The organism is Brevundimonas sp. AVps7, from assembly GCF_058681545.1.
Genome location: NZ_CM178742.1, coordinates 803821 through 826766 on the forward strand (window position 1 = coordinate 803821; position 22946 = coordinate 826766).

Consider the following 22946-nt stretch of genomic DNA (forward strand, 5'->3'; position numbering starts at 1 on the left):
AAGGTCAAGAGCCAGCCGTCGGAATCTGATCAGGGGCGAAGGACTGATTGGACGCAGCGCCGGCTGCCCGGTGCTCGGAAACACTCGGTCTGAAAGTCAACCGTGGGTGTTGAGTGGTCGTGGACAAGCGTGGCGAAGGCATTCGTCAGGCGCCTGCCAAAAACAACGGCGGGACGATAGTCGCCCCAGCCACTGCCTGGAGCAGCGCGTCGGGGCGGATCGGTTTGCACAGATGCCCGTCTGCTCCAGCCGCTTGGCCGGCTTCGATGTGTTCGCTCAACGCATTGGCGGTGAGCAGTAGCACCGGCGTCCGCGACCCACCCGTCTCGCGCTCGCGCAAGGCGCGGGTGGCCGACAAGCCATCGAGCACTGGCATCTGCATATCCATGAGGACGAGGTCGAACTGTTCGGCTGCAAGATGCTCCAGTGCCTGGGCTCCATCGTCGGCGACGGTCAGCACGATACCCGCCGGCTCCAGAATTAGCCTGACGATCTGCTGGTTCACCGGGTGGTCTTCCGCCAGCAGCACGCGCACGCCCGTCAGGTCGCGCATGATCGGCTGCGGGGCCGATTGCTCGCTGCGGTCTATTGGCTCGCCGCGCAAAAGTGGAAGGTCGATGGTAAACTGGCTCCCCACTCCGGGCTGGGAGGTGGCGTCGGCAACGCCGCCCATCAGATCGGCGAATGCCGCGACGATTGACAGTCCCAGGCCAGTGCCGCCAAATTGACGAGTAATCGACCCGTCGGCCTGTTCGAAGCGCCGGAAAAGCCTCGCGGCGGTGTCCTCGTCGAAACCAGGTCCGGTGTCGGCGACTTCGATTGTGAGCCCGAGAGCAGATGCCCGCGCCGAGATCGTGATCTCCCCGGCGGATGTGAACTTCACAGCGTTGCTGACGAGATTGGACAGCATTTGGCTTAGGCGAACGCTATCGCCGATCCACCAGCCTTGCGCGCTGATCTCTACCGTCGCCCGCAGCACCAGGCCCTTTGCCTCCGCTGCTGCCCTGAACAGTTCCGTCGCATCCTCGACGAGATCCTCGATATCGAACGAGGAGGCTTCGAGGACCAGGCGTCCGGCTTCCAGTTTGGAAATGTCGAGCACATCGGTGACCACGCGCTCGAGAACGCGGCCCGAGGAGACGATCAGGCGCGCCAGTTCCTTCGGAACCCGCCCTGTCTGGCGCGCGAGCAGCAGATCTGCGGTGGCGATGATGCCATTCAGCGGCGTCCGCAGTTCATGGCTCATGTTCGCCAGAAATCGCGACTTGGCCTCGTTGGCAGCTTCAAGTTCGGCGGTTCGGGCGCGGACCTTGTCTTCAAGGGATGTCACCAGATCCTCTGCCTTCTCGTCGGCGGCAGCCAAGGCGCGAGCGACGACACCGATTTCATCTGATCTTTTCGACAGGCCGCTCAAGGCCGCCGCCTGGCTCCGGCCGTGGACGGGCGCGTTGGCATGCAAAGCGATCTCACGGAGCGGCGAGACCACCCACCGACGGGTGATCCAGAACAGCAGGCCACCCTGCAATACGGCGACAATAGCGCCCGTGAGCAGTATCCAGGACGCGGATCTGGCGGCCGCCGCGGTGATGGTCGCTGTCGGCACAACGGACAGCAGGTACCAATCGGTAGCGGGGATTCGGCCGAACGCCACATAGGCCCTGCCGTTCGGCGAGTGGACAACGCCACTCGTTCGCTCCTCCGCTGTGACGAGCCCAAGCAGTCCCGCCAATTCGTACTGCTTCTCGTAGCGGGCCACTTCCGCGGGAGATGCGGCGCCGGGCGTTGTAGAGCCGGGGAAGGCGACCAGGCCGCCCTGCGCGTCCACGATCAGGTTGACGCCGCCGCTCGGCCCTTCTCGAACGCTGTTCAGAAGGCGCGCGCCCATCTGAAGTGTTGTCCCGAAAGCACCGACGTGGCGACCGTCAATATCGACGGGCGTGTGACAGCCCGTGGTCAGAGCTGCGCCCGTCTGGACGTACAGCAGACGACGGAGCCCGGTGCAGCGGGTCCGGCGTTCGGGGTTGACGCTCGGCAAGGTCACCTGGACGAGGTCTTCGTTTGCGAAAGAAAAATCGGCTGGCGCGGTCTCTCGGTAGAAGCTCAAACGGTCGGCGCGCGCAGGCGCAAACATCACCAGGCGGTTGTCAGGGGTGAAGAAGTAGAAGTTGTCGTTGAAGCCGAGTTGAGCTTCGCCAAATCGGCCAACGACCTGCCATGCGCTGACGAGGAGTCTCCGCTCTTCGGCAGAGAGGTGCTCGCCGCGGGAGATGAATGCCCCCATGCCAAAAACCGGCTCTCCAGTCGCAGATTTGCGGCCTTCAAAATCCTGCGGAGGGCTGCGACGCGTTCCGTCTGCCCGCAAGAGGAATGCTTCCTCAAAAGAACGATCCACTTCCGCCTGCGTCAGCGCCTGCATTCGGCGGACAAGCGCCTCACCGGCTTGAATTTGGACGCGGGCGGCGTCCTCGAATAGCTGGTTCTCGACCAGCGCTCGTTCTCCTGCGTACTCGCCGAGATGGGTCAGTTTCTCTGAGGTAAGCCCATGGCTGACGATCTGAAATGTCACGAAAGAGGCAATGACTGTGAAGCCGGCGCTCAGGGCGAGCGTAACTATCAAAAGGGTGCGTGCCAGTGATCGATTTGCGCGCATTGGCGTTCCAAAGATGATCGGGCACCGCCCACAACCAACCAGACTTGCCGTCCAATTGGCAAATATTCTGGCAATTTCTGCCACTTCGGGGTCTGCCTGCGGGGGCAGTTGATCGAAGCCACGGATTAGCGATTGGGCCTCGGAGTTCGGGCCGATACAGCCCATATCCGGCATCGGGCGGAAGCGAACATTCTGTCAGGAGGCTCAAGGCCGACTAACCGATAGCTGGGTGACCGCTCCTACCGCCGCCGCCCCTTCGCCTCATCCGACAGCACCGCCCGCCCCAGGTTGGCCAGCGCCGCCTTCAGCCCGTCCGGCGCGGCCTCGACCGACCTGGCCAGCTCCGCCTCCGCCGCCGCATCCAGCGGATCGATCCGCCGCCGCGCGCCCTTCGTCGAGGCGGCGGGCGTGGCGAGGGGCTTCACCGGCCCCTGGGCGATGCGCAGCTTGTCCACGGCCCCCGGCCCGAGAAACAGGTTCACCCGCGCCAGGATATCGGCCGACTGATGCTGGACCAGCAGGGCCGCCGGTCCTGCGACGCGCAGTTCCAGCGTCCCGCCGCTTCCGGCCCGGCCCTTGGTCAGTTTCTGGGGGCGGGTGACGCGGGCCAGCTGGTCGCCGACGATCTCGCGCCAGCGGGGCTCCAGGGCCCCCGCGCCGCGCCCGAACTTCTCGTCCAGTTCGCGGATCAGGGGGGCGAGCGCCCGCCCGGCCGGAGGCGTCGGCCGCGGCATGGGCCGGGTCCGTCGCCGCGACAGGATCTCGCGGGTCTCAGCGTCGGTGGGCAGATCGCGCGCCATGACCGCACCCTAACCCAACCCGTTGAAACAATCACCGTGCACCCCGGCGAAGGCCGGGGTCCAGATGGCGGATGCGGTGGTGGGGTCAGCGGAATGCACAAGACATCCCTGCTGTCCCTGTCTGTGATCTGCACCCCGGCCTTCACCGGGGTGCACGGGGAGGGGACAAGCCGGAGGATGACGGGATAAGAACACCCAATGCCTCCCGCCGACATCGCCACCCTGCGCGCCGCCCTGCTGGCCTGGTACGACGCCCACGCGCGCACCCTGCCGTGGCGGGCCGCGCCCGGCGCCGTGATGCGCACCGCACCCTACCGCGTCTGGCTGTCCGAGGTGATGCTGCAGCAGACTACCGTCCCCCACGCGACCCCCTATTTCGAGCGGTTCACCGCCCGCTGGCCGACGGTCAACGACCTCGCCGCCGCGCCCGACAGCGACCTGATGGCCGCCTGGGCCGGGCTGGGCTACTACGCCCGCGCCCGCAACCTGCTGGCCTGCGCCCGCGCCGTCGCCAACGACCACGGCGGCGTCTTCCCCGACACCGAGGCGGCGCTTCTGGCCCTGCCAGGGGTGGGCGCCTACACCGCCGCCGCCGTCGCCGCCATCGCGTTCGACCGCCCAGCCAATGTCGTGGACGGCAATGTCGAGCGCGTCGTCGCCCGCCTGTTCGCCGTCGAGACGCCCGTCCCCGCCGCCCGGCCCGAGCTGAAGCGGCTCGCCGCGACCCTGATCGCCGACGACCGCCCGGGCGATTGGGCCCAGGCCCTGATGGACCTCGGCTCGACGATCTGCCGCCCGAAGTCGCCTCTGTGTCTGATGTGCCCGATCGCCGCCTTCTGCGCCGGCCGCGCTGCGGGCGAGCCCGAACGTTATCCGGTCAAGACGAAGAAGGCGGCCCGCCCGCACCGCCAGGGCATCGCCTGGGTCCTCCGCGACGGCCGTGGCCAGGTCGCCCTCGTCCGCCGCCCGGACAAGGGCCTCCTCGGCGGCATGGTCGGCTTGCCCTCCAGCGACTGGACCGAAGCGGCGCCCGACGCCGTTCCGCCCGTCGCCGCGGACTGGACCGACGCCGGCGCTGTCGAGCACGTCTTCACCCACTTCTCGCTGACGCTGTCGGTGCGGGTCGCGACCGGGGAGGGCGACTTCCTCTGGACGCCCGAAGCCGAGGCTCTGGCGGCGCTCCCCACCGTGTTTCGGAAAGCGCTGGAGCGGGCGCTGGCTATGGCCGCGCTCTAGGTTCAATCGACTTCAGCTATCCCGACCCATGTCATCCCGGCCGCAGCGAAGCGGAGAGCCGGGACGCTGGACGCTGAGCGCCGGACTCCCGGAAATCGCGCTGGCGATTGTCCGGGAGAAAGCCTGCCCCCTTCGCTGTCTCCCGGACAGCCGCTTCGCGTCTTCCGGGAGTGGCGGCGAGACGTCTTTCGTCCCGGATAATCGCTTGCGCGATTTCCGGGATGACAATGTCGTGTCGATACAAAGCGAACAGGGCGAATTTATTCCTCCACCCCTCTTGCGCTCGCCGGACCCGCCACACGCGTCCTCGACAGGGTCTTTGACAACTTATCGGGAAGGCGCGGTCGCTTCCGACGCGACACTGTCTCCTCGGCGACCGGTTTCGGGCTGTCGCCGGAGCAGGCCGGTCATCCGGACTCGCCGGACTCGGCGGACTCTTTTTTGAGTCCGGATTCGCCCTGACCTACCGCGTCGTCACGATCCTGATCTCGCCGATCCGGTTCCTCGGCATGACCACCACCTGATCCCCCAGCCGTTCGAAGGCCAGGTCGACCACGGCGTCCCCGACCTGCAGCCGGCTGACGGTCAGCCGCTCGATCCCGGCGGGCAAGGCGGGGGCGTCGATGGTGACGGTCTTCGTCAGCGCGTCGATCGACACTCCCAGCGACGCCTGCAGCATCAGGAAGACCGACCCCGCCGCCCAGGCCTGGGGCAGACAGGCGACCGGATAGGCGATCGGCCCCTCGCCCGGTTGCCGTTCGAAGCCGCAGAACAGTTCGGGCAGCCGCATGTGGAAATGGCTGGCGGCGGCGTAGATCTCGCCCAGGATCATCCCGACCGCGTCCCGCTCGCCATAGTGGGCCATGCCCGCGACACCCAGCGAGGTGTCATGCGGCCAGACCGAGCCGTTGTGATAGCTCATCGGATTGAAGCGGGCCTGACCTCTGGCCAGCGTCCTCAGGCCCCAACCCGAGCGGAACTCGGCCCCCAGCAGCCGCTTCGTCACCGCCGCCGCCCGCGTCGCAGACGGCAGGCCGGTGAACAGCAGGTGGCCGGCGTTGGAGCCGATGGCCTCGCAGGGGTTCCCGTCGCCGTCGAGAGCGATGGCGTAGAACTGCTCCTCCTCCATCCAGAACCGCTCTTCGACCAGCAGCCGGACCTCATCGGCCCGGTTGTCCCAGGCCAGGGCCCGGCCGTCGCCGAGCAGGGCTCCCAGATCGGCCATCGCCCGCCAGGCGGCGAAGGCGTAGCCCTGAACCTCCAGCAGGGCGATCGGCCCCTTCGGGAACCGCCCGTCGGAATGGAAGATGGAGTCCTCGGAATCCTTCCAGCCCTGGTTCGACAGCCCCGTCTCGGCCGCCCGGGCGTAGTCGATCAGCCCGTCGCCATTGCTGTCGCCGTAGTCCCGCATCCACTCGGTCGCGGCGATCAGATTGGGCCACAGCGCCCGGATCGTCTCCAGATCGCCGGTCCGGCGGAAATAGGCCCCGGCCAGCGCGACGAACAGACAGGTCGTGTCGACCCCGCCGTAGTAGAGGCCGAACGGGACCTCCCCGAGGGCGCTCATCTCGCCGCCCCTGGTCTCGTGCATGATCTTGCCGGGCTGGCTGTCCTGGAAGGCCGAGATTTCCGTCGCCTGACGCCGGGCCAGATAGGTCAGCACCCCCTTGGCCAGTGACGGATCGAGCCACAGCATCTGCCAGGCCGAGATGATCCCGTCCCGCCCGAACGGCGTCGAGAACCACGGCGTCCCGGCATAGGGGTAAGGCCCCGTCGGCAGGTCGGTGGTCAGCAGCGCGATGTCCGCCCGCGACTGGTCCAGCCACTGGTTGAACCGCGGACTGCGCGGCCCCCTCAGCGACGCTCCCCGCCGCCGCCGGCGTCGCATCGCCAGTCGGGCCTGCACCGCATTCTCCCGCCACCGCATCGCATCCGGCGTCGAACAGGCGTCGGGCCCGCACTCGACATAGAGGTCCATCTCCTTGCCCATCGGCAGGCTGAACATGAACTCCGCGCGTGATCCGCTCAGCCGTGCCGGCGGTTCCGAGAAGGCTAGGCAACTGGTCCGCTCCACCTCGTCCAGCCCGGTATAGCGGAAGGTGACCCGCCGCCCGTCCGTCGTCGGAACCTCGCCCGTCCCGCGTTTCTCCCGCAATGTCCCGCGCACCTGGAAGATGTCGGCGAAGTCCGCTCCGAACTCGAAGGCCAGGGGCAGCAGGACGTCCTCGACGCCGTGGTTGACCATCCGGATCCGCTCGAACATCCGCCGGTCCCAGACGAAGCGCCGCCGCTCGATATGCATCACACCCGCCGGCGCCGACCGCCCGCCCATCGGGGGTAGAGGCCGGTTGGTCGTGTGGGCGGTGAAGAAAACGTTGTCCCGGCTGGCGCCTGAACTCAGCCGTGACGGCCGGGCCAGCCCTACGGTCATGACAAACCGGGACAGGATCCGCGTGTCATGATCGAACAGACCGTCGGCGCCGCCCTTCAGGTCGCCCCAGTTATCAGCCACCAGGAAGGTGTCGGCGTCTTTCAGCGCCTGGAGCGTATCCAGCCCGCCTGTCTCCGCGCTTTCCGCGGCCGTCTGCTGAACCGAATAGCCGTCGTCCATGGAACCTCGCTCGCGCCGCCGCCCGTCACCAGACTGGTGTGCGAATGCGAAGGGAAAATGGCCGGAGCGCGATTAGGTTCAGGCGGAAACGGCAAAGCTCCGGTCTTCGTGCAGCGGAACCACGACATCATCGAGGATCGTCTCGGCGTAAGGCTTCTTAGCCAGCAGGTCGCCATAGACGTCCAGATACCGCCGCGCCATCGCCGTGGCCGAGAACCGCAACTCGAACCGGGACCTCACGGCTTCACGGTCCAGAATCGAGGCCCTGTCCGCCGCCGCCACCGCCTGCTCCAGCGTATCGACCAGGAAGCCGGTCGCCCCGTCCTCGATGACCTCGGTCGTCGAGCCGCAGCGGAAGGCGACGACGGGCGTACCGCAGGCCATGGCCTCGATCATCACCAGGCCGAAGGGTTCGGGCCAGTCGATGGGGAACAGCAGGGCCTCGGCCCCGCCAAGGAACTCCGACTTCTGGTGATCCCCGATCTCGCCGATGAACTCGATCAACGGGTTGCCGTCGATCATCGGTTTGATCTTCGTCTCGAAGTAGATCTTGTCCGCTGCATCGACCTTGGCCGCCATTTTCAGTCGCTTGCCCAGCTTCGTCGCGATCTCGATGGCCCGGTCGGGCCGCTTCTCGGGCGAGATGCGGCCTAGGAAGGCGAGGTAGCCCTTCGACTTCGGCGAGAAGACATATTGCTCGGCCGGCATGCCGTGGTGAACGGTCGCCTTCCAGTTGGCGAAGGCCAGCGGGCGGCGTTGATCGTCCGAGATCGAGACCAGTCCGAACTGCGGCCAACGCTCGTACACCTCCGGGAGGTCCTTCATGTCGAGGCGGCCATGCAGGGTGGTCAGGGTCTTGTTGGCGATCCGCTCGAAGAACGGGAAATGGATCATGTCGGTGTGGAAATGGATGACGTCGAAGTCGTCCGCGCGGCGCAGGACCTCCGACAGCATGCTCATGTGCGAGGCCAGATCAGACTTCAGCGGCGCCGGATCGAGGCGGATCGCCTGATCGCGAACGGGGATGAGCCGGGCCCGGGTCTGTGCTTCGGCGGAGGCGAACAGGGTCACGTCATGACCCAGATCGACGAGCGCGTCGGTCAGATGGGCGACCACCCGTTCGGTGCCCCCATACAGCTTGGGAGGGACGGCCTCGTAGAGCGGGGTGACCTGCGCGATCTTCATGACGGGCTTGCTCCGACCCGCTCACCCGGGCCAGAGACATCAATGATATCGCAACTGCGAAGTTCCCGCCCGGAACGCCGAATTTCAGCAATGATTGTGGTGCGTTACGCGGAAAACAGAGTCCGCTTTCCGACACTTGGCCGGACGCACCAATCAAATGAAAGACTTAGAGAGCGGGCGCTATTGCATCCCCGCCCGCACCTCGGCGCGCAGGGCGTCGATGGAACGCAGGCCGGTGTCGGTCCGGAAGCGCCAGTAGGTCCAGCCGTTGCAGGCCGGGGCGTTCTCGAACAGGGCGCCCAGCTTGTGGATCGAGCCCGTCATCGCGCCTGACACCAGCGACCCGTCGGCGCGCACGCGAGCTTCCCGCTCGCCCTTGGGGCAGTAGAGCACGTCGCCCGGCGAAAGCAGCCCGGCCTCGACCAGGGCGCCGAACGGAACCTTGACCTCGGCGCGTTTGGAGCCCGTGACCACGAGGTCCTCCGGCCGGGCCGGGATGACCGCCTTGATCCGCGTCTCGGCGACCTTGGCGTATTCGGGATCGCGTTCGATGCCGATGTAGTGACGGCCCAGCCGCCTGGCGGCTGCGCCCGTCGTGCCCGTGCCGAAGAACGGATCCAGGATAACGTCGCCCGGCCGGGTCGCCGCCAGGATCACCCGATGCAGCAGGGCCTCGGGCTTCTGGGTCGGATGGGCCTTCTTGCCGTCCTCGCCCTTGATACGTTCCTCGCCGGTGCACAGGGCGAAGGTCCAGTCGGACCGCATCTGGGTGTCTTCGTTGAAGGCCTTCAGCGCGTCGTAGTTGAAGGTGTAGCGCTTTTGCTCGCGGCTCTTGGCGGCCCAGATCAGGGTCTCATGGGCGTTGGTGAATCGCGTGCCCTTGAAGTTCGGCATCGGGTTGGACTTGCGCCAGATGATGTCGTTCAGCACCCAGAAGCCCAGGTCCTGGATCGCCGAACCCAGCCGGAAGACATTGTGATAGCTGCCGATCACCCAGATCGAGCCCTCGTCCTTCAGGACACGACGGCATTCCTTCAGCCAGTCGCGGCAGAAGGCGTCATAGGCGGCGAAGCTGTCGAACTTGTCCCAGTCGTCGTCGACGGCGTCGACCTTGGAGTTGTCGGGACGGAGCAGGTCGCCGCCCAGCTGGAGATTATAGGGCGGATCGGCGAAGACCATGTCCACCGACTTGTCCGGCAGGGACCTCAGGATCTCGATGCAGTCGCCCCGGTGGATGATGTCGGTCTTCAGATCGGTCACGCTGCTCGGCCTCGAGGTTGAGCCGCAACCGTGAATCCTTGTGGTTAAGGCGGGGTTATCCGCCTGCCGAAATCACCGGCAGCCACAAGGTGATGTCGCCGGTTCCGCCCGCAGGATCGAAGTCGGAGCCGTAGCGCTCGAAGGTGGGCGTGCCGCCGTCCTTCCACTCGCCGTTGGACGCCAGCCACCCGTGGCCTCCCGCGATCGTCTGGCGGATGCCGGACACGGGCCCCTCGTGGACGAAGACCGCGTAGGTCGCCTCCGGCACGCGCATCCGGCCGACATCGGGCCGCAGGCCATCGAAGGTCTCGACCTCCACCGCAAACATATATTCGAAACGCTCCTCGGCCATGTCGGCGTCGCAGGTCGCGCCATAGGTCAGGTCGCCGACCTGACCGGCGAGCGGCAGCCGGGCGACGAAGCGCTTCCAGTCCAGCGGGATCTGAATGGGAGCCTCGACGAACCCGTACCAGCGCCGCAGGCCGGCCAGGAGCATCGGGGGAAGGGTCTCGAAACGATGGGGGATCATGGGGGCTCCTGTTCCCGCCTCTGGCTGCGTCGGACCCTCTACACGATCGACCGGCCAACCGCGCCTTCCTGTGGGGAGGCCGTCCCATACCCATCAACACATCCCCCCAGGACCCCAACGATTTCAACGCCCGGGTCTATTTAGAGCCTTTATGTGCGCCCCCTCCCGGGCCGGGCGTACACTTCTGCCGTCCCGTCGCATGGGGAAGGCGTCCTGGGCCCAGGACCCGGACGTGCGGCGGGGCGCGATCGAGCGGGAAACTGTATCGCTGCGCGCGGCCGAGGACCCTGATCTGGCGTTGAACCTGGGTCTGCGGAGGCACGAACCGGCGCTGATGCAGGACTGTCCATGGGGTGACAAACCGTGGAGCCCGGAGGGGCCTGACACCCTCCGCCCGTCGCGGGCCGAGGTCGGACAGGGTTTAAGCGGCGCAAAGCGTGGGGGTCGAAAACGACGAAAACCTCACAGGCTGCACGAAGCCCGTCACCGGCCGCTCGCGTGAACCGGTCGCGACGGAGCCCCGGCGCGAGCCGAAAATTCTCATCCGGTCCCCGTAACGCGAAAGCAGGGGGCCACATCGGTTCCGGGCGACCGCCCGGGCTCCGTCCACTTCCCCGACCCGTTCACAGCGGAAGAGCGATGACGCGCGCCTGCATCCGCGGGAGGGTGCATTCCGATTTCACCCTCGCTATGACGCTTCGATGATCGCTCGCCTTCGCCCCGTTCCGTTCGACCTCGGTCCCGTCCACTTCGTCGGGATAGGCGGGATCGGCATGAGCGGGATCGCCGAGATCATGCTCAAGATCGGCTATTCGGTGCAGGGTTCGGACGCCAAATCCAGCGCCAATACCGAGCGGCTGGCGGCCCTCGGCGCGAAGATCTTCATCGGCCACGACGCGGCCCACGTCGGCGAAGGCGTCTCGGCCGTGGTCTATTCGACCGCGGTCAAGGCGACCAATCCGGAGATGATGATCGCGCGCGAGCGCCGCATTCCGTTGGTGCGCCGGGCCGAGATGCTGGCCGAACTGATGCGGCTGCAGTTCTCGATTGCGGTCGGCGGCACCCACGGCAAGACGACGACGACCTCGATGGTCGCTGCACTTCTGGACGCGGCAGGGCTGGATCCGACGGTGGTCAACGGCGGGATCATCAACGCCTATGGCACCAACGCCAAGGTCGGCGACGGCGACTGGATCGTGGTCGAGGCCGACGAAAGCGACGGCAGCTTCCTGCGCCTGAAGTCGACCGTGGCCATCGTCACCAACATCGATCCCGAGCACCTGGACCACTACGGCGACTTCGACGCGGTGCGGAAAGCCTTCTGCGATTTCGTCGAGAACATCCCCTTCTACGGCTTCGCGGCGGTCTGTCTGGATCACCCGGAAGTGCAGCGGCTGGTCGCCTCGATCGATAACCGCCGGATCGTCACCTACGGCATGAACCCGCAGGCGATGGTTCGGGCCGACAACTGCGACATGAGCCCGGACGGAGCCCGCTTCGACGTGGTCATTCAGGACCGGGGCGGCGCCGAGCCCGTCCGGATCACCGGCCTGCACCTGCCGATGGCCGGCTGGCACAATGTCGCGAACGCCCTGGCTGCCATCGCGGTGGCGCGCGAACTGGACGTCTCCGACGACGCGATCCGCTCGGGCCTCGCCTCGTTCGCCGGCGTGAAGCGCCGGTTCACCACAACGGGCGTCGTCAACGGCGTGCGCATTGTGGACGACTACGGCCATCATCCCGTCGAGATCGCCGCTGTCCTGAAGGCCGCCCGTCAGGTCGCCGAGGGCCGCGTGATCGCCGTGGTCCAGCCGCACCGGTTCACCCGGCTGCGCGACCTGATGGACGAGTTCTCGACCAGCTTCTCGGACGCCGACAGCGTCATCGTCGCCGACGTCTATGCGGCGGGCGAGGCTCCGATCGAGGGCGTGGACAAACAGGGGCTGGTCGACGGCATCCGTCGCTATGGGCATCTGCGGGTCTCGGCGCTCGAGAACGCCGCCGTCCTGCCCCGCGTGATCGCCGAGGAAGCCAGGTCGGGCGACGTGGTCGTCCTGCTCGGCGCCGGCGACATCACAGCCTGGGCCTACGCCCTGCCGGCGCAGCTCGAGGCGCTCTCGGCGTGAGCTGGCGTGACTCCCTCCCCGAGGTGCGCGGCAAGCTGCTGCGCGACGAACCGCTCGGACCGTTCACCTGGTTCCGGGTCGGCGGCGCGGCTGAGGTCCTGTTCATCCCGGCCGACGCCGACGATCTGGCCGCCTTCCTGAAGGCCATTGACCCGGCCGTGCCGGTCATGGTGCTCGGCGTCGGTTCCAACGTCATCGTCCGCGACGGCGGCGTCGAGGGCGTGGTCATCAGGCTGGCGGGCCGGCCCTTCGCCGGCATCACCACCGAGGGCGAGACAATCGCTGCCGGCGCAGGCGCCCTGGACGCGATGGTCGCCAAGGCTTCGGCCAAGGCGGGGCTGGCCGGGCTGGAGTTCTACGCCGGCATCCCCGGCACCATCGGCGGCGCCGTGACCATGAACGCCGGCTGTTACGGCTCGGAAACGAAGGACATCCTCGTCTCCGCATGGGGCCTGACGCGGGCCGGGGAGCGGGTCGACTATGCGCTCGCCGATTTCGGCTACACCTACCGCCACTCCGAGGCGCCGGCCGACATCATCTGGATCGAGGCCGTCTATCGCGGCACGCCGGACGAGCCCGAAGCCGTCGCCGCCCGCATCGCCGAGATCACGTCGCGCCGCGAACAGACCCAGCCGATCCGCGAAAAGACTGGCGGCTCGACCTTCAAGAACCCGCCCGGCCATTCGTCGTGGAAACTGGTCGACGAGGCCGGCTGGCGCGGCAAGCTGCACGCCGTGACCGGCGGCGGAGCCATGTTCTCCGAGCTCCACTCCAATTTCATGATCAATCCCGGCGAGGCCACGGCCGCCGATATCGAAGGATTGGGCGAAATCGTCCGCGCCGAGGTTCAAAGTAAACTCGGCGTAAACCTTGAATGGGAGATCAAGAGGATCGGCCGCCCGTCATAACCCCGCGCTAGAAAAGCACGTATGCCCCAAGCCCTGTCAGAGATGCACGTCGCCGTCCTGATGGGCGGGTTGTCCTCGGAACGGGACGTGTCGCTGTCGTCGGGCAAGGGCTGCGCCGACGCGCTGGAAGCGCAGGGCGCCCGCGTGACCCGCATCGACGCCGGCCGCGACCTGGCCCAGGTGCTGGCCGATCTGAAACCCGACGTCGTTCTGAACGCCCTGCACGGCGAATGGGGCGAGGACGGCTGCGTCCAGGGCATCCTGGAGACGCTCCAGATTCCCTACAGCCACTCCGGCGTTCTGGCCTCGGCCCTGACGATGGACAAGGACAAGACCAAGGCTGTGCTGGGCGCGGCCGGGGTCAAGGTTCCAGGCGGCGGGCTGTTTGACCGCCACGAAGTCGCGCGTCGCCACGTGATCGAGCCGCCCTACATCATCAAGCCCAACGCCGAGGGATCGTCCGTCGGCGTCTATCTCGTGCTCGCCGGGGCGAACGGCCCGCAGACCGAGGTCGGGGCCGATGACTGGACCTATGGCGAACAGGTGATGGTCGAGCCCTATATTCCTGGCAAGGAACTGGCCGTCGCCGTGATCGGCGAGACGACCGGGCCCCGCGCCTTGACCGTGACCGACATCACCCCGGTGAAGGGCTTCTACGACTACGAAGCCAAATACGCGCCGGGCGGATCCGTCCACAAGTTACCGGCCGATCTCCCGCCCCACGTTTTCGAGGCGGCCCTCAGGGAATCCGAGCAGGCGCACGCCGCTCTGGGGTGTCGAGGGGTGTCGCGGACGGACTTCCGTTATGACGATGTTAAGGACGAACTGGTCCTTCTGGAGGTCAATACCCAGCCTGGCATGACGCCGACCTCTCTGGTTCCGGAGCAGGCCGCCTACGTCGGGATGAGTTACCAAGATCTGGTCCGGTGGATGGTGGAGGACGCCTCATGCCCGCGGTAGTTCGCGGCGGTCGGCGCGCGAATGTCGCGTCGGCGCCCAAGCGAAGCGCGGGTCCGAAAGGGCAGGGCGGTCGCTCGCGTAATGCGCCTCGCAACGCCGGCGGCGTTCCCGGCAAGATGGCGGCTCTCGGCAAGCTGGACCTGACGCCGCGCGCGGTCGTCCTGTCTATCTGTGCGGGGTTCGGGGTTCTCGCGCTTGTGCTGGCGACGGGCGCGCGCGCCGAACGCATCGGCCAGTCCGTCACTCACGGGATGGACCAGATCACAACCGGCATGGGGCTGAAGCTCCGTCGGGTGCACATCACCGGAGCCTCGGCCGAGGCGACGCCCGCGATCCAGCGCGCCCTGAACGTCGAGGCCGGCCAGCCGATCACCGGCCTCGATCTCGACGCCCTGAAGGCCAGCGTCCAGGCTGTGGGCTGGGTGAAGGAGGCGCGGGTGGTGCGCCTGTTGCCCGACACTTTGATCGTCGAGGTCAAGGAGCATGACCGACTGGCTGTCTGGCAGACGGGCGGGCGGGTCTTCGTCATCGATGGCGAAGGCCGCGCCATTCCAGGCGCCGACGCCGGTCGCTATCCGGGCCTGCCGCTGGTCGTCGGCGCGGGCGCCGACAAGGCGGCTGGCGACATCTTGCCTCTGCTGGCGCAACGGCCCCGGCTGATGAGTCGGATCGACGCCCTGGTGCGGGTCGACGAGCGTCGCTGGGACCTGCGTCTGAAGGACGGCGGCATCATCCAGCTGCCGGCCGTCAAGCAGGAAGCGGCCCTGATCCAGCTCGATGCGCTGGACCAGCGCGAGCGGCTACTGGAGCTGGGCTTCGCCCGTATCGATCTGCGGACCGAGGGCCAGGTCGCGGTCCGGCCCGGCGCCGGAATCTAACCACACAAGTTTCGAGTAGGGGCGGCAGGCATCATGGCGGGCAAGAAGGCGAATCCGACGACGGAGGCGGACAGGGCGGCGGCGCGCGCGCCGGTGGTCGCCGCGCTCGATCTCGGCCAGTCGAAGGTCGCCTGCTTCATCATGAAGCCTGACGGCGTGCGCCATGCCGACCGGACCATCCGCGTCGCGGGCGCCAGCCATGTCCAGTCCAAGGGCGTGCGTGGCGGGGCCATCGTCAACATGGACGAGGCGGCACAGGCGATCGGCCATGCGGTCGAACGCGCCGAACGCACGGCCGGGGCGCCGGTCTCGGGCGTCATCGTCACGACCGCCATCGGCCAGATGGCCAGCCACCGGGTGCAGGCCCGCGTCTCTCTGGGCGCCAATCCTGTCAGCGACGCCGACCTGGCCCGGGCTATCGGCATGGCCCTGGCCCAGATCCGCCTGCCGAACCGGCGGCCGATCCACGTCCTGCCCATCGCCTGGTCGGTGGACGGCGCGCGGGGCGTTCACGATCCGCGCGCCATGCGCGGCCATTCGCTGGGCCTCGATCTGCTTGTCGTGTCGATGGCGGAGGGCGCCTTTGCGTCCCTGAGCCACTGTCTGGAGTTGGCCCACCTCGATCTGCAGGGCGTGGCCGCGGCGCCGGTGGTCTCCTCGCTCGCCTCTCTCGAAGAGGACGAGATGGATCTGGGCTGCGTCTGCATCGACATGGGCGGCGGTTCGACCTCGGCCGCAGTCTGGGGCGGACGGTCGCTGCTGCACATCGAATCGATCAATGTCGGCGGCGATCATGTCACCGCCGACATCGCGCGCGGTCTGTCGACCTCCAGGGCGGGCGCCGAAAGACTGAAAACCCTGCATGGCTCGGCCATGGCCAGCGCCAACGAGGACCGCGAGATGCTGGAGGCCCCGCCGCGCGGCGAGGACGTCGGCGCCGGACCGGTGATCGTGCCCCGAGCCATGCTGAAGACCGTCATCGCGCCGCGTGTCGAGGAGACCCTCGAACTGCTGCGTGATCGCCTGCGAAACGCCGGTGTGGGCCTGGAGCCGGGCGCAGGCCTCGTACTCGCCGGCGGCGCCAGCCAGCTGAACGGCGTGCGGGAGCTTGCGATTCGCGTTTTCGACCGTCCCGTCCGTCTGGGGCGCCCCCAGCGCGCTCCCCACCTCGCGGATTCCGCGGCCGGTCCCGCCTTCTGTTCGGCGGCCGGCGTCCTGCTGCGCGCCGCCTACGGTCCGCGTGAGGCCGTGTCGGCCAGGAAGCTGATGTCGCGCCAGATCACGGCTGCTGACGCCCCTCGCGTTCAGAGTGGAAATCTCGTGGCGCGGGCGGCGGGATGGTTGCGCGACAACCTGTAGGTTGCTTGACGACGTCTGGCCCTGTGTCCGCGGTGTGTCCGAAGTGTAACAAATCCGAGTTCCGTTTGCCTCAGTGGCGCCCCAATGGTTGCTCCCCCGACATCTTCTGACTAGCAACAGCCCGGAACGGTCAGACTCGCAGAAGTCTGCCGCGCGTCATTCAGTCATCGGGGCCAAGCACCATGCTATCCACTCGCAAGTATCTCTTCGGAAGCACCGTCCTCGCGGGCGTGCTGACGCTGTCCGCTCCGGCGTTCGCCCAATCGGCCCAACCGGCGCAGGACGAAGACGCCACGCAGGTTGAGGAGGTCGTCGTCACCGGTTCGCGTATCCGTCGCGACCCGACGACAGCCGCCACCCCGCTGATCCAGGTCAGCCGCGAGAGCCTTCTGAGCACCGGTCAGACGACCGTCATCGACTATCTGGCCACCATCCCGGCCCTGTCGAACTCTCAGGTGCCTTCGGATACGACCGGCAACGCGCTCGGAGCGCTGGGCCTTTCGCTGCCGAACCTGCGCACGCTCGGCGCCGGCCGCACGCTGACGCTGGTCGATGGTCGCCGCCATGTCGGTTCCTCCATCGGCTCGCTGGCCGTCGACGTCGACACCATCCCGCGCCTGCTGATCGAAAACGTAGAAATCATCACCGGCGGCGCCTCGTCGGTCTACGGCGCTGACGCCGTATCCGGCGTGCTGAACTTCGTGCTCCGCAAGGACTTCGAAGGCCTCGAGATCGACGGCAACTACGGGATCATCAACAAGGGCGGTGAGGAAACCACGGGCCGTATCTCGGTCCTGGCCGGCGTCAACCTGTTTGATGATCGCCTGAACCTGTACGGCTTTGCCGAGTACGACAAGCAAGACGACGTCAATGCCGAATCGATCGAGTATCTCGCCAACGCTTGGGGCCTGGTGGGCAACGACTCCGATCCCACTGGCGCGGGCCTGACGTCCGATGGCGTCATCGATAACATGCTGTACCGCGACCTGCGCCAGCTGCAGATCCTGCGCGGTGGTCAGCTGACCATCGCCAACGGCGTGCGTCCCACCTCGCTCAACGATCCGGACGTGCCGGGCGTCGCTGCCAACTGTACGGCAGCCAACGGCCCGCTGACCGCTGACTGCTACAACCCCCGCCCCGGCCTGACCTATGTGTTCAACGCGGACGGCACCGCGCGCCTCGCCGACTTTGGCGGCCGCGTCGCCAACACCGGCCGCTTCCAGGGCACGCACGTCGGTGGCGACGGCGAGAACCCTGCCCTGTTCAACCGTGAATCGATCTTCCCGCAGTCGGAATCGCAGCGCTATCAGGTCGGCGCGAACTTCGCCCTGACCGACCGCATCAACCTGCATGCCGAATACAAGTACGTCACTGAAGACAGCTTCCAGAACGGCGGCCCGGCCTTCGCGGACGTGTACTTCACCAACGCCTTCTCTGCTGCCTCGCAACAAACGCCGGTCCTGAACGCGCGGACGTCAAGCCCGACGGCGTTCTTGACGCGCCTCGACAACGCCTTCCTGCCGGCCGTCATCCTGGCGCAACTGCAGAACAACGTCGTTCAGCCCTGGGCCAACCCAACGGGTACGGCGGGTCAGCCGAGCGGCGACGTTCCGGGCGTGGCGCTGCCGCCTTTCGCCGCCGCATGGGGCCGTTACACCGCCTGGAGCCGTGACCGGATCCAGGAGAACACCCGTGAACTGAACCGTTACGTCCTGAGCGCCGATGGCACCATCGACGACATCGGGTTCCTCAGCGACATCAACTGGGACATCGCCTACACCCGCGGCGAGGTCGACAACCAGAACACCGAATACCCGGTTGACGGCTTCCGCTACGCTCTCGCCCTGGACGCCGTTCGCGACACCGCCGGTGTGCTTGGAACGCGGGACGCCATCGTATGCCGCGCGCGACTGTTGACCGCCAACGGCGCGACCATCGCCAACCAGAACACCGGCGCTGCCGCCGGTACGGCCGGGGCCTTGACGGCGACCAGCCCGGAAGTCGCCCAGTGCCAGCCGTACAATATCTTCGGTGACGGGTCCGCCAGCCAGGCAGCAATCAACTACATCACGCACAAGACGGGCGTTAACGAAACCAACGTCCAGGAAAACGCCATCGCCTCGGTCTCGGCCACCGTCGGCGACTACTGGGGCGCCGGTCCGATCGGCGTCGCGTTCGGCGCCGAATACCGCCGCCAGGAAACCACGGGTACCGGCCGTACCCGCACGGCCGAAGGCCGCTGGCTGCTGAGCAACATCGGTGACGACTGGAGCGGCAACGCCAAATACGACACCCAGGAAGTGTTCGCCGAAATCGCAATCCCGCTGTTCCGCGACAGCTGGCTCGGCACCTACGCCGAATTGAGTGGTTCGTACCGTTACTCGGACTTCTCTACGACCGGCGGTAACGACGTCTACGGCGTGAACCTGGTCTATCGTCCGATCCCGGAACTGGCCTTCAAGACCAGCTTCAACACCTCGGTTCGCACCCCTGACCTGGGCGAGCAGTTCGGCCCGCGCGTGCAAACGTTCGCGACGATCACCGACCCTTGCGACGCCCAGCAGATCGCCAACCTGACGGATCGCACCATCGCGAACCAGCGGATCGCAAACTGCACCGCGCAAGCGACGGCGGCCGGCCTCGGCGGCGTGTTCACCTTCACGGACCCGAACGCTCCTAACGCCTTCCGGCCTATCTACAGCTCCAGCGTTTCGGGCGCCCTCGCCGGGAACCTTGCGCTGAGGCCGGAAACGTCGGAATCGTTCACCTTCTCAACAGTCTACAGCCCGCCGATTGTCCCGGGCCTGAACATCTCGCTCGACTACTACGAGATCGAGATCAAGGACGTGCTCTCGACCGTTACCGGCCAGACCTCGGCAAACCTGTGTGTCAACGGTCCGACCCTGAACGACATCTTCTGCAACGTGATCACTCGCTCGCGGGTCGATCTGCCTGCCCCGAACGACGATCGCTTCAAGATCACGGACTTCCTGCAGGCTTCGTTCAACTTCGCCAAGCGCACCACCCGCGGTCTGGACTTCACGGCTAACTACTCTGCCGATCTGGCTGATATCAGCCCGTGGGACCTCGGTCGCGTCAGTGCTTCGGTTCGCGGCAGCTGGCTGATCGAGCAGAAGAACTTCAACAACATCTCGAACCCGAATGACTTCACTGAGTCTGCGAGCCTGATCTTCTTCCCGCGCGTCCGTATGACGACCGTGTTGAGCTACAGCCCGACCGACAACTTCTCGGCGACCTGGAGCATGGACTGGCAATCGGCCCAGGACATCGTGCAGATCCGCGATCAGGTGAACAACGTCGATCAGCGTCCGAAGGAATACTTCAACACGGGTAACTTCGCTCGCCACGACCTGCAGTTCCGCTACGGTGTCCGTGACGATCTGGACCTCCGCTTCGGCATCACCAACGTTGGCAACGCACAACCGGCGCCGTGGCTGGGTACGGGGCTGAATTCGAACTTCGATCCCTACGGCCGTCGCTTCAACGTCGGTTTCAACTTCCGTCCCTGGTAAGGGGTCCGGTCAGAACCAAGACGGAAAGGGCGGCCCTCGGGCCGCCCTTTTCTTTGCCGGAATGCTCGATTTTTTGCGGCCACGCTTGGGGACAGGCCTCGTCAGGCGTCCGACTCACGCTATCCGGTAACCTTCCCTTAACGACGATGAGCGATCCTTAACGCGCTCATAACCAATGCGAATCGGCGGGGACTTCGCACTGGACGTTCAAGGGGCAGGGTCGGAACAAAGGTCGGTTTGGAAATGTCTCTCTCGCTGGTGCGTCCTTCAGCTACGGAATTGAAGCCCCGGATCGTCGTTTTCGGCGTCGGCGGCGCAGGCGGCAATGCCGTCAACAACATGATCGACGCCGGCCTTGAAGGGGTCGAGTTCGTCGTCGCAAACACCGACGCCCAGCACCTGAGCTTCGCCAAGACCGACCGCCGTATCCAGCTGGGCGAGACGATCACCCAGGGCCTCGGCGCCGGCGCCCACCCCGAAGTCGGAATGAACGCCGCCGAGGAGAGCGCCGACGAAATCGACGCGCACCTGGAAGGCGCGCACATGATCTTCATCACGGCTGGCATGGGCGGCGGCACCGGAACCGGCGCCGCGCCGATCATCGCCAAACGCGCGCGCGATCGCGGCATCCTGACCGTCGGTGTCGTGACCAAGCCCTTCACCTTTGAAGGCCGTCACCGCATGCGTCTGGCCGATGCGGGCATCGCCGAGCTCCAGCGCTACGTCGACACCCTGATCGTCATCCCGAACCAGAACCTGTTCCGCGTCGCCAATGAGCGCACCACTTTCGCCGACGCCTTCGGCATGGCCGATCAGGTCCTGCACTCCGGCGTGCGCTCGATCACCGACCTGATGATCCTGCCGGGCCTGATCAACCTCGACTTCGCCGACGTCCGCGCCGTCATGTCCGAGATGGGCAAAGCCATGATGGGAACGGGCGAGGCCTCGGGCGACGACCGCGCCCTGCTGGCCGCACAGAACGCCATCGCCAATCCGCTGCTGGACGAGACCTCGCTGAAGGGCGCCAAGGCCGTTCTGGTCAACATCACCGGCGGTCTGGACATGACCCTGCTGGAAGTCGACGAGGCTGCCAACGCCATCTCGGCCGAGGTGGACGGCGACGCCAACATTATCTTCGGCGCGGCTTTCGATCCCGCCCTCGACGGCAAGATCCGCGTCTCGGTCGTCGCCACTGGTATGGACGAGGTCGCCACCGCCAAGATCGAGCCGGTCGCCACCCGTCAGACCGCCTTCCACGACCCGCGCCGCGCCGCCGAAGCCCCGCGCACTCCGGAACCCGCCTATCGCGAGCCGGTTCGCGCCGAGACCTATCGTGCGCCCGAGCCTGCCCCGGTCATCCCGACTTTCCAGACGCCCGAGCCTGTTGCGCGCGCGCCTGAGCCGGTCATCCACGTCGCCGAAGAACGCACCCTGGCCCCTATCATCGATCCGTGGGTCGAGGCCTTCGAGTCCGAAGGGCGTCGACCCGCCGTCGCCGCACAGGTCGACCAGGGCGACCTCTATCTTGATCGCGCTCCGACGCCCCCACAGGCTCAGCAACCCGCGGAATACGACGAACCCGCCTACGACGACCGCGACCATCGCAAGTCCGGCTGGAGTCTGTTTGGCAAGAAGCCGCGCGCCCAGACGGCCTACGCTCCTGCGCCGAACGCGTCGCGCGGCCAGCCGCAACTGCGCCAGACGGCCCAACCTCTGGCTGAAGTCGAGGCTCCGGCCGCCGAGGACGACCTGGAAATCCCGTCGTTCCTGCGCCGCCTCGCCAACTGATCCGGCCGACAGCCGCGTTGAACGCCCCGGGGAAACCCGGGGCGTTTTGCGTTACGGTCAAGGTTAAGGTCGCGGAAACAATTCGAAACCCGACTTTGGTTTTCGCCTTGCTGCCCTGCGGTTAGGGATCGATCTTCCGCTTATGCGCGCTCACACGCGCAGGGCGATATGGGTGAGTTCGAGTTTGCCGCCACGCCACGATCATCGCGAACGGACGCTGGTCGCCCCCGCCATCTGTGCGGGCGTGGGCGTGCACACCGGTCAGCGGGTTCGTCTGGCTATCCGTCCGGCGCCGACCGGGACAGGCATCGTCTTCGTCCGCACCGACATCACCGATCGTGACAACCGCATCGTCGTGTCCGGCGACGCTGTGGTCGATGCACGGCTGAACACGATGATCGAGAACGCGGCCGGGGTTCAGCTGTCGACGATCGAGCATCTGATGGCCGCCTTCTGCGCCCTGGGCGTCTCGAATGTCATCGTCGAAGTCGACGGACCGGAGTTGCCGATCCTTGACGGTTCGGCCCTCCCGTTCGTCCAGTTGCTGGATCGCGCCGGTTTCCGTCTTCAGGAAGCGCCGATCCGCTACATCGAAATCCTCGAACCGATCCACGTTACGGACGGCGACAAGCATGCGGCTCTCTATCCCTGTGACCGCTACGAGATGCGGTTCGAGATCGACTTCGACAGCCCTGTGATCGGCAACCAGGTCGTGGATTTCGTCGTCGACGAGCAAACATTCCGCGACGAGATCATGTCGGCTCGCACCTTCGGCTTCGCCCATGAGGTCGAGGCCCTGCGCCAGGCCGGTCTGGCGCGCGGCGGCAGCCTCGAGAACGCGGTCGTCATTGATGGCGACGACATCCTGAACCCCGGCGGCCTGCGCATGGAACGCGAGTTCGTGCGCCACAAGGCTCTGGATGCGATCGGCGACCTCTACGTCATGGGCGCGCCGTTGCTGGGCCGCTACGAAGGCTACAAAGCCGGTCATGCGGTCAACAACCTGCTGGTTCGCGCCCTGCTGGACGCTCCGCACGCCTGGCGTGAGGTGGTTCTGGAGCCCGAGCTGGCCCAGGTCGGCTAAGCCGCTTCTACTTCCCCGATTCACGCTCTAGGGTCCCGG

Annotated in this window: 15 protein-coding genes; 9 read left to right on the forward strand and 6 right to left on the reverse strand. The window is 66.6% G+C overall.

The features are described from left to right. Positions 1–145: 145 nt before the first annotated feature. Together ACW17Y_RS04040 and ACW17Y_RS04045 are read right to left on the reverse strand one after the other, a co-directional pair. Positions 146–2824: an ATP-binding protein gene (locus ACW17Y_RS04040; protein WP_492037500.1), complete on the reverse strand. Its 2679-nt coding sequence runs from the start codon at positions 2822–2824 to the stop codon at positions 146–148. A 65-nt stretch (positions 2825–2889) separates the two neighbouring features. Continuing rightward, complete coding sequence (locus ACW17Y_RS04045; RefSeq protein WP_492037501.1) at positions 2890–3450, reverse strand: DUF721 domain-containing protein; 561 nt, start codon at positions 3448–3450, stop codon at positions 2890–2892. Positions 3451–3648: 198 nt separating this feature from the next. Here ACW17Y_RS04045 and mutY point away from each other — a divergent pair, with 198 nt between their 5' ends. Next, entirely contained in the window at positions 3649–4686 is a 1038-nt protein-coding gene (mutY, locus tag ACW17Y_RS04050; protein ID WP_492037502.1) for an A/G-specific adenine glycosylase, read from the forward strand. A 463-nt stretch (positions 4687–5149) separates the two neighbouring features. Here the strand turns inward: mutY and ACW17Y_RS04055 are convergent, their stop codons facing one another. From ACW17Y_RS04055 to ACW17Y_RS04070, 4 genes are all read right to left on the reverse strand, one after another. Beyond that, the gene (locus ACW17Y_RS04055; RefSeq protein WP_492037503.1) at positions 5150–7297 is read right to left on the reverse strand and encodes an amylo-alpha-1,6-glucosidase; all 2148 of its coding nucleotides are present in this window, start codon (positions 7295–7297) and stop codon (positions 5150–5152) included. A 78-nt stretch (positions 7298–7375) separates the two neighbouring features. Next, the gene (locus ACW17Y_RS04060; RefSeq protein WP_492037504.1) at positions 7376–8482 is read right to left on the reverse strand and encodes a glycosyltransferase family 4 protein; all 1107 of its coding nucleotides are present in this window, start codon (positions 8480–8482) and stop codon (positions 7376–7378) included. Positions 8483–8662: 180 nt separating this feature from the next. Further along, positions 8663–9742, reverse strand: coding sequence for a site-specific DNA-methyltransferase (locus ACW17Y_RS04065; protein WP_492037505.1), 1080 nt, complete (start codon positions 9740–9742; stop codon positions 8663–8665). A gap of 55 nt (positions 9743–9797) precedes the next feature. Beyond that, positions 9798–10271, reverse strand: a complete 474-nt coding sequence (locus ACW17Y_RS04070; protein WP_492037506.1) for a GyrI-like domain-containing protein — start codon at positions 10269–10271, stop codon at positions 9798–9800. A gap of 701 nt (positions 10272–10972) precedes the next feature. Between ACW17Y_RS04070 and murC the strand changes: the two genes are divergently transcribed. From murC to lpxC, 8 genes are all read left to right on the forward strand, one after another. Continuing rightward, positions 10973–12397 (forward strand): UDP-N-acetylmuramate--L-alanine ligase, encoded by a 1425-nt coding sequence (gene murC, locus ACW17Y_RS04075; RefSeq protein ID WP_492037507.1) that lies wholly within the window; start codon positions 10973–10975, stop codon positions 12395–12397. Continuing rightward, positions 12394–13305, forward strand: a complete 912-nt coding sequence (murB, locus tag ACW17Y_RS04080) for a UDP-N-acetylmuramate dehydrogenase (RefSeq protein WP_492037508.1) — start codon at positions 12394–12396, stop codon at positions 13303–13305. The genes murC and murB overlap by 4 nt, the downstream gene beginning before the upstream one ends. Positions 13306–13326: 21 nt before the next feature. Beyond that, a complete protein-coding gene (locus ACW17Y_RS04085; protein WP_492037509.1) occupies positions 13327–14265 on the forward strand; it encodes a D-alanine--D-alanine ligase in 939 nt (312 codons plus the stop codon). Then, positions 14253–15143 (forward strand): cell division protein FtsQ/DivIB, encoded by an 891-nt coding sequence (locus tag ACW17Y_RS04090; protein ID WP_492037510.1) that lies wholly within the window; start codon positions 14253–14255, stop codon positions 15141–15143. Before ACW17Y_RS04085 ends, ACW17Y_RS04090 begins: the two co-directional genes overlap by 13 nt. Positions 15144–15176: 33 nt before the next feature. Continuing rightward, positions 15177–16502: a cell division protein FtsA gene (ftsA, locus tag ACW17Y_RS04095; protein WP_492037511.1), complete on the forward strand. Its 1326-nt coding sequence runs from the start codon at positions 15177–15179 to the stop codon at positions 16500–16502. A gap of 182 nt (positions 16503–16684) precedes the next feature. Further along, positions 16685–20035 carry a TonB-dependent receptor domain-containing protein gene (locus ACW17Y_RS04100; RefSeq protein WP_492037512.1) on the forward strand — a complete coding sequence of 1117 codons (3351 nt, stop codon included), beginning with the start codon at positions 16685–16687 and terminating at the stop codon, positions 20033–20035. A 243-nt stretch (positions 20036–20278) separates the two neighbouring features. After that, entirely contained in the window at positions 20279–21823 is a 1545-nt protein-coding gene (ftsZ, locus tag ACW17Y_RS04105; RefSeq protein WP_492037513.1) for a cell division protein FtsZ, read from the forward strand. A gap of 184 nt (positions 21824–22007) precedes the next feature. Beyond that, positions 22008–22907, forward strand: coding sequence for a UDP-3-O-acyl-N-acetylglucosamine deacetylase (gene lpxC / locus ACW17Y_RS04110; RefSeq protein WP_492037514.1), 900 nt, complete (start codon positions 22008–22010; stop codon positions 22905–22907). The last annotated feature ends 39 nt before the right edge of the window (positions 22908–22946 follow it).

Bases quoted from the DNA above. Each gene is read 5' to 3' on its own strand.
- murC (WP_492037507.1), top strand. From the start codon at position 10,973: ATGATCGCTCGCCTTCGCCCCGTTCCGTTCGACCTCGGTCCCGTCCAC.
- ftsA (WP_492037511.1), top strand. From the start codon at position 15,177: ATGGCGGGCAAGAAGGCGAATCCGACGACGGAGGCGGACAGGGCGGCG.
- ACW17Y_RS04100 (WP_492037512.1), top strand. From the start codon at position 16,685: ATGCTATCCACTCGCAAGTATCTCTTCGGAAGCACCGTCCTCGCGGGC.
- ACW17Y_RS04090 (WP_492037510.1), top strand. From the start codon at position 14,253: ATGCCCGCGGTAGTTCGCGGCGGTCGGCGCGCGAATGTCGCGTCGGCG.
- ACW17Y_RS04070 (WP_492037506.1), bottom strand. From the start codon at position 10,271: ATGATCCCCCATCGTTTCGAGACCCTTCCCCCGATGCTCCTGGCCGGC.
- ACW17Y_RS04060 (WP_492037504.1), bottom strand. From the start codon at position 8,482: ATGAAGATCGCGCAGGTCACCCCGCTCTACGAGGCCGTCCCTCCCAAG.
- ACW17Y_RS04045 (WP_492037501.1), bottom strand. From the start codon at position 3,450: ATGGCGCGCGATCTGCCCACCGACGCTGAGACCCGCGAGATCCTGTCG.
- ftsZ (WP_492037513.1), top strand. From the start codon at position 20,279: ATGTCTCTCTCGCTGGTGCGTCCTTCAGCTACGGAATTGAAGCCCCGG.
- ACW17Y_RS04040 (WP_492037500.1), bottom strand. From the start codon at position 2,824: ATGCCGGATATGGGCTGTATCGGCCCGAACTCCGAGGCCCAATCGCTA.
- ACW17Y_RS04055 (WP_492037503.1), bottom strand. From the start codon at position 7,297: ATGGACGACGGCTATTCGGTTCAGCAGACGGCCGCGGAAAGCGCGGAG.
- ACW17Y_RS04085 (WP_492037509.1), top strand. From the start codon at position 13,327: ATGCCCCAAGCCCTGTCAGAGATGCACGTCGCCGTCCTGATGGGCGGG.
- mutY (WP_492037502.1), top strand. From the start codon at position 3,649: ATGCCTCCCGCCGACATCGCCACCCTGCGCGCCGCCCTGCTGGCCTGG.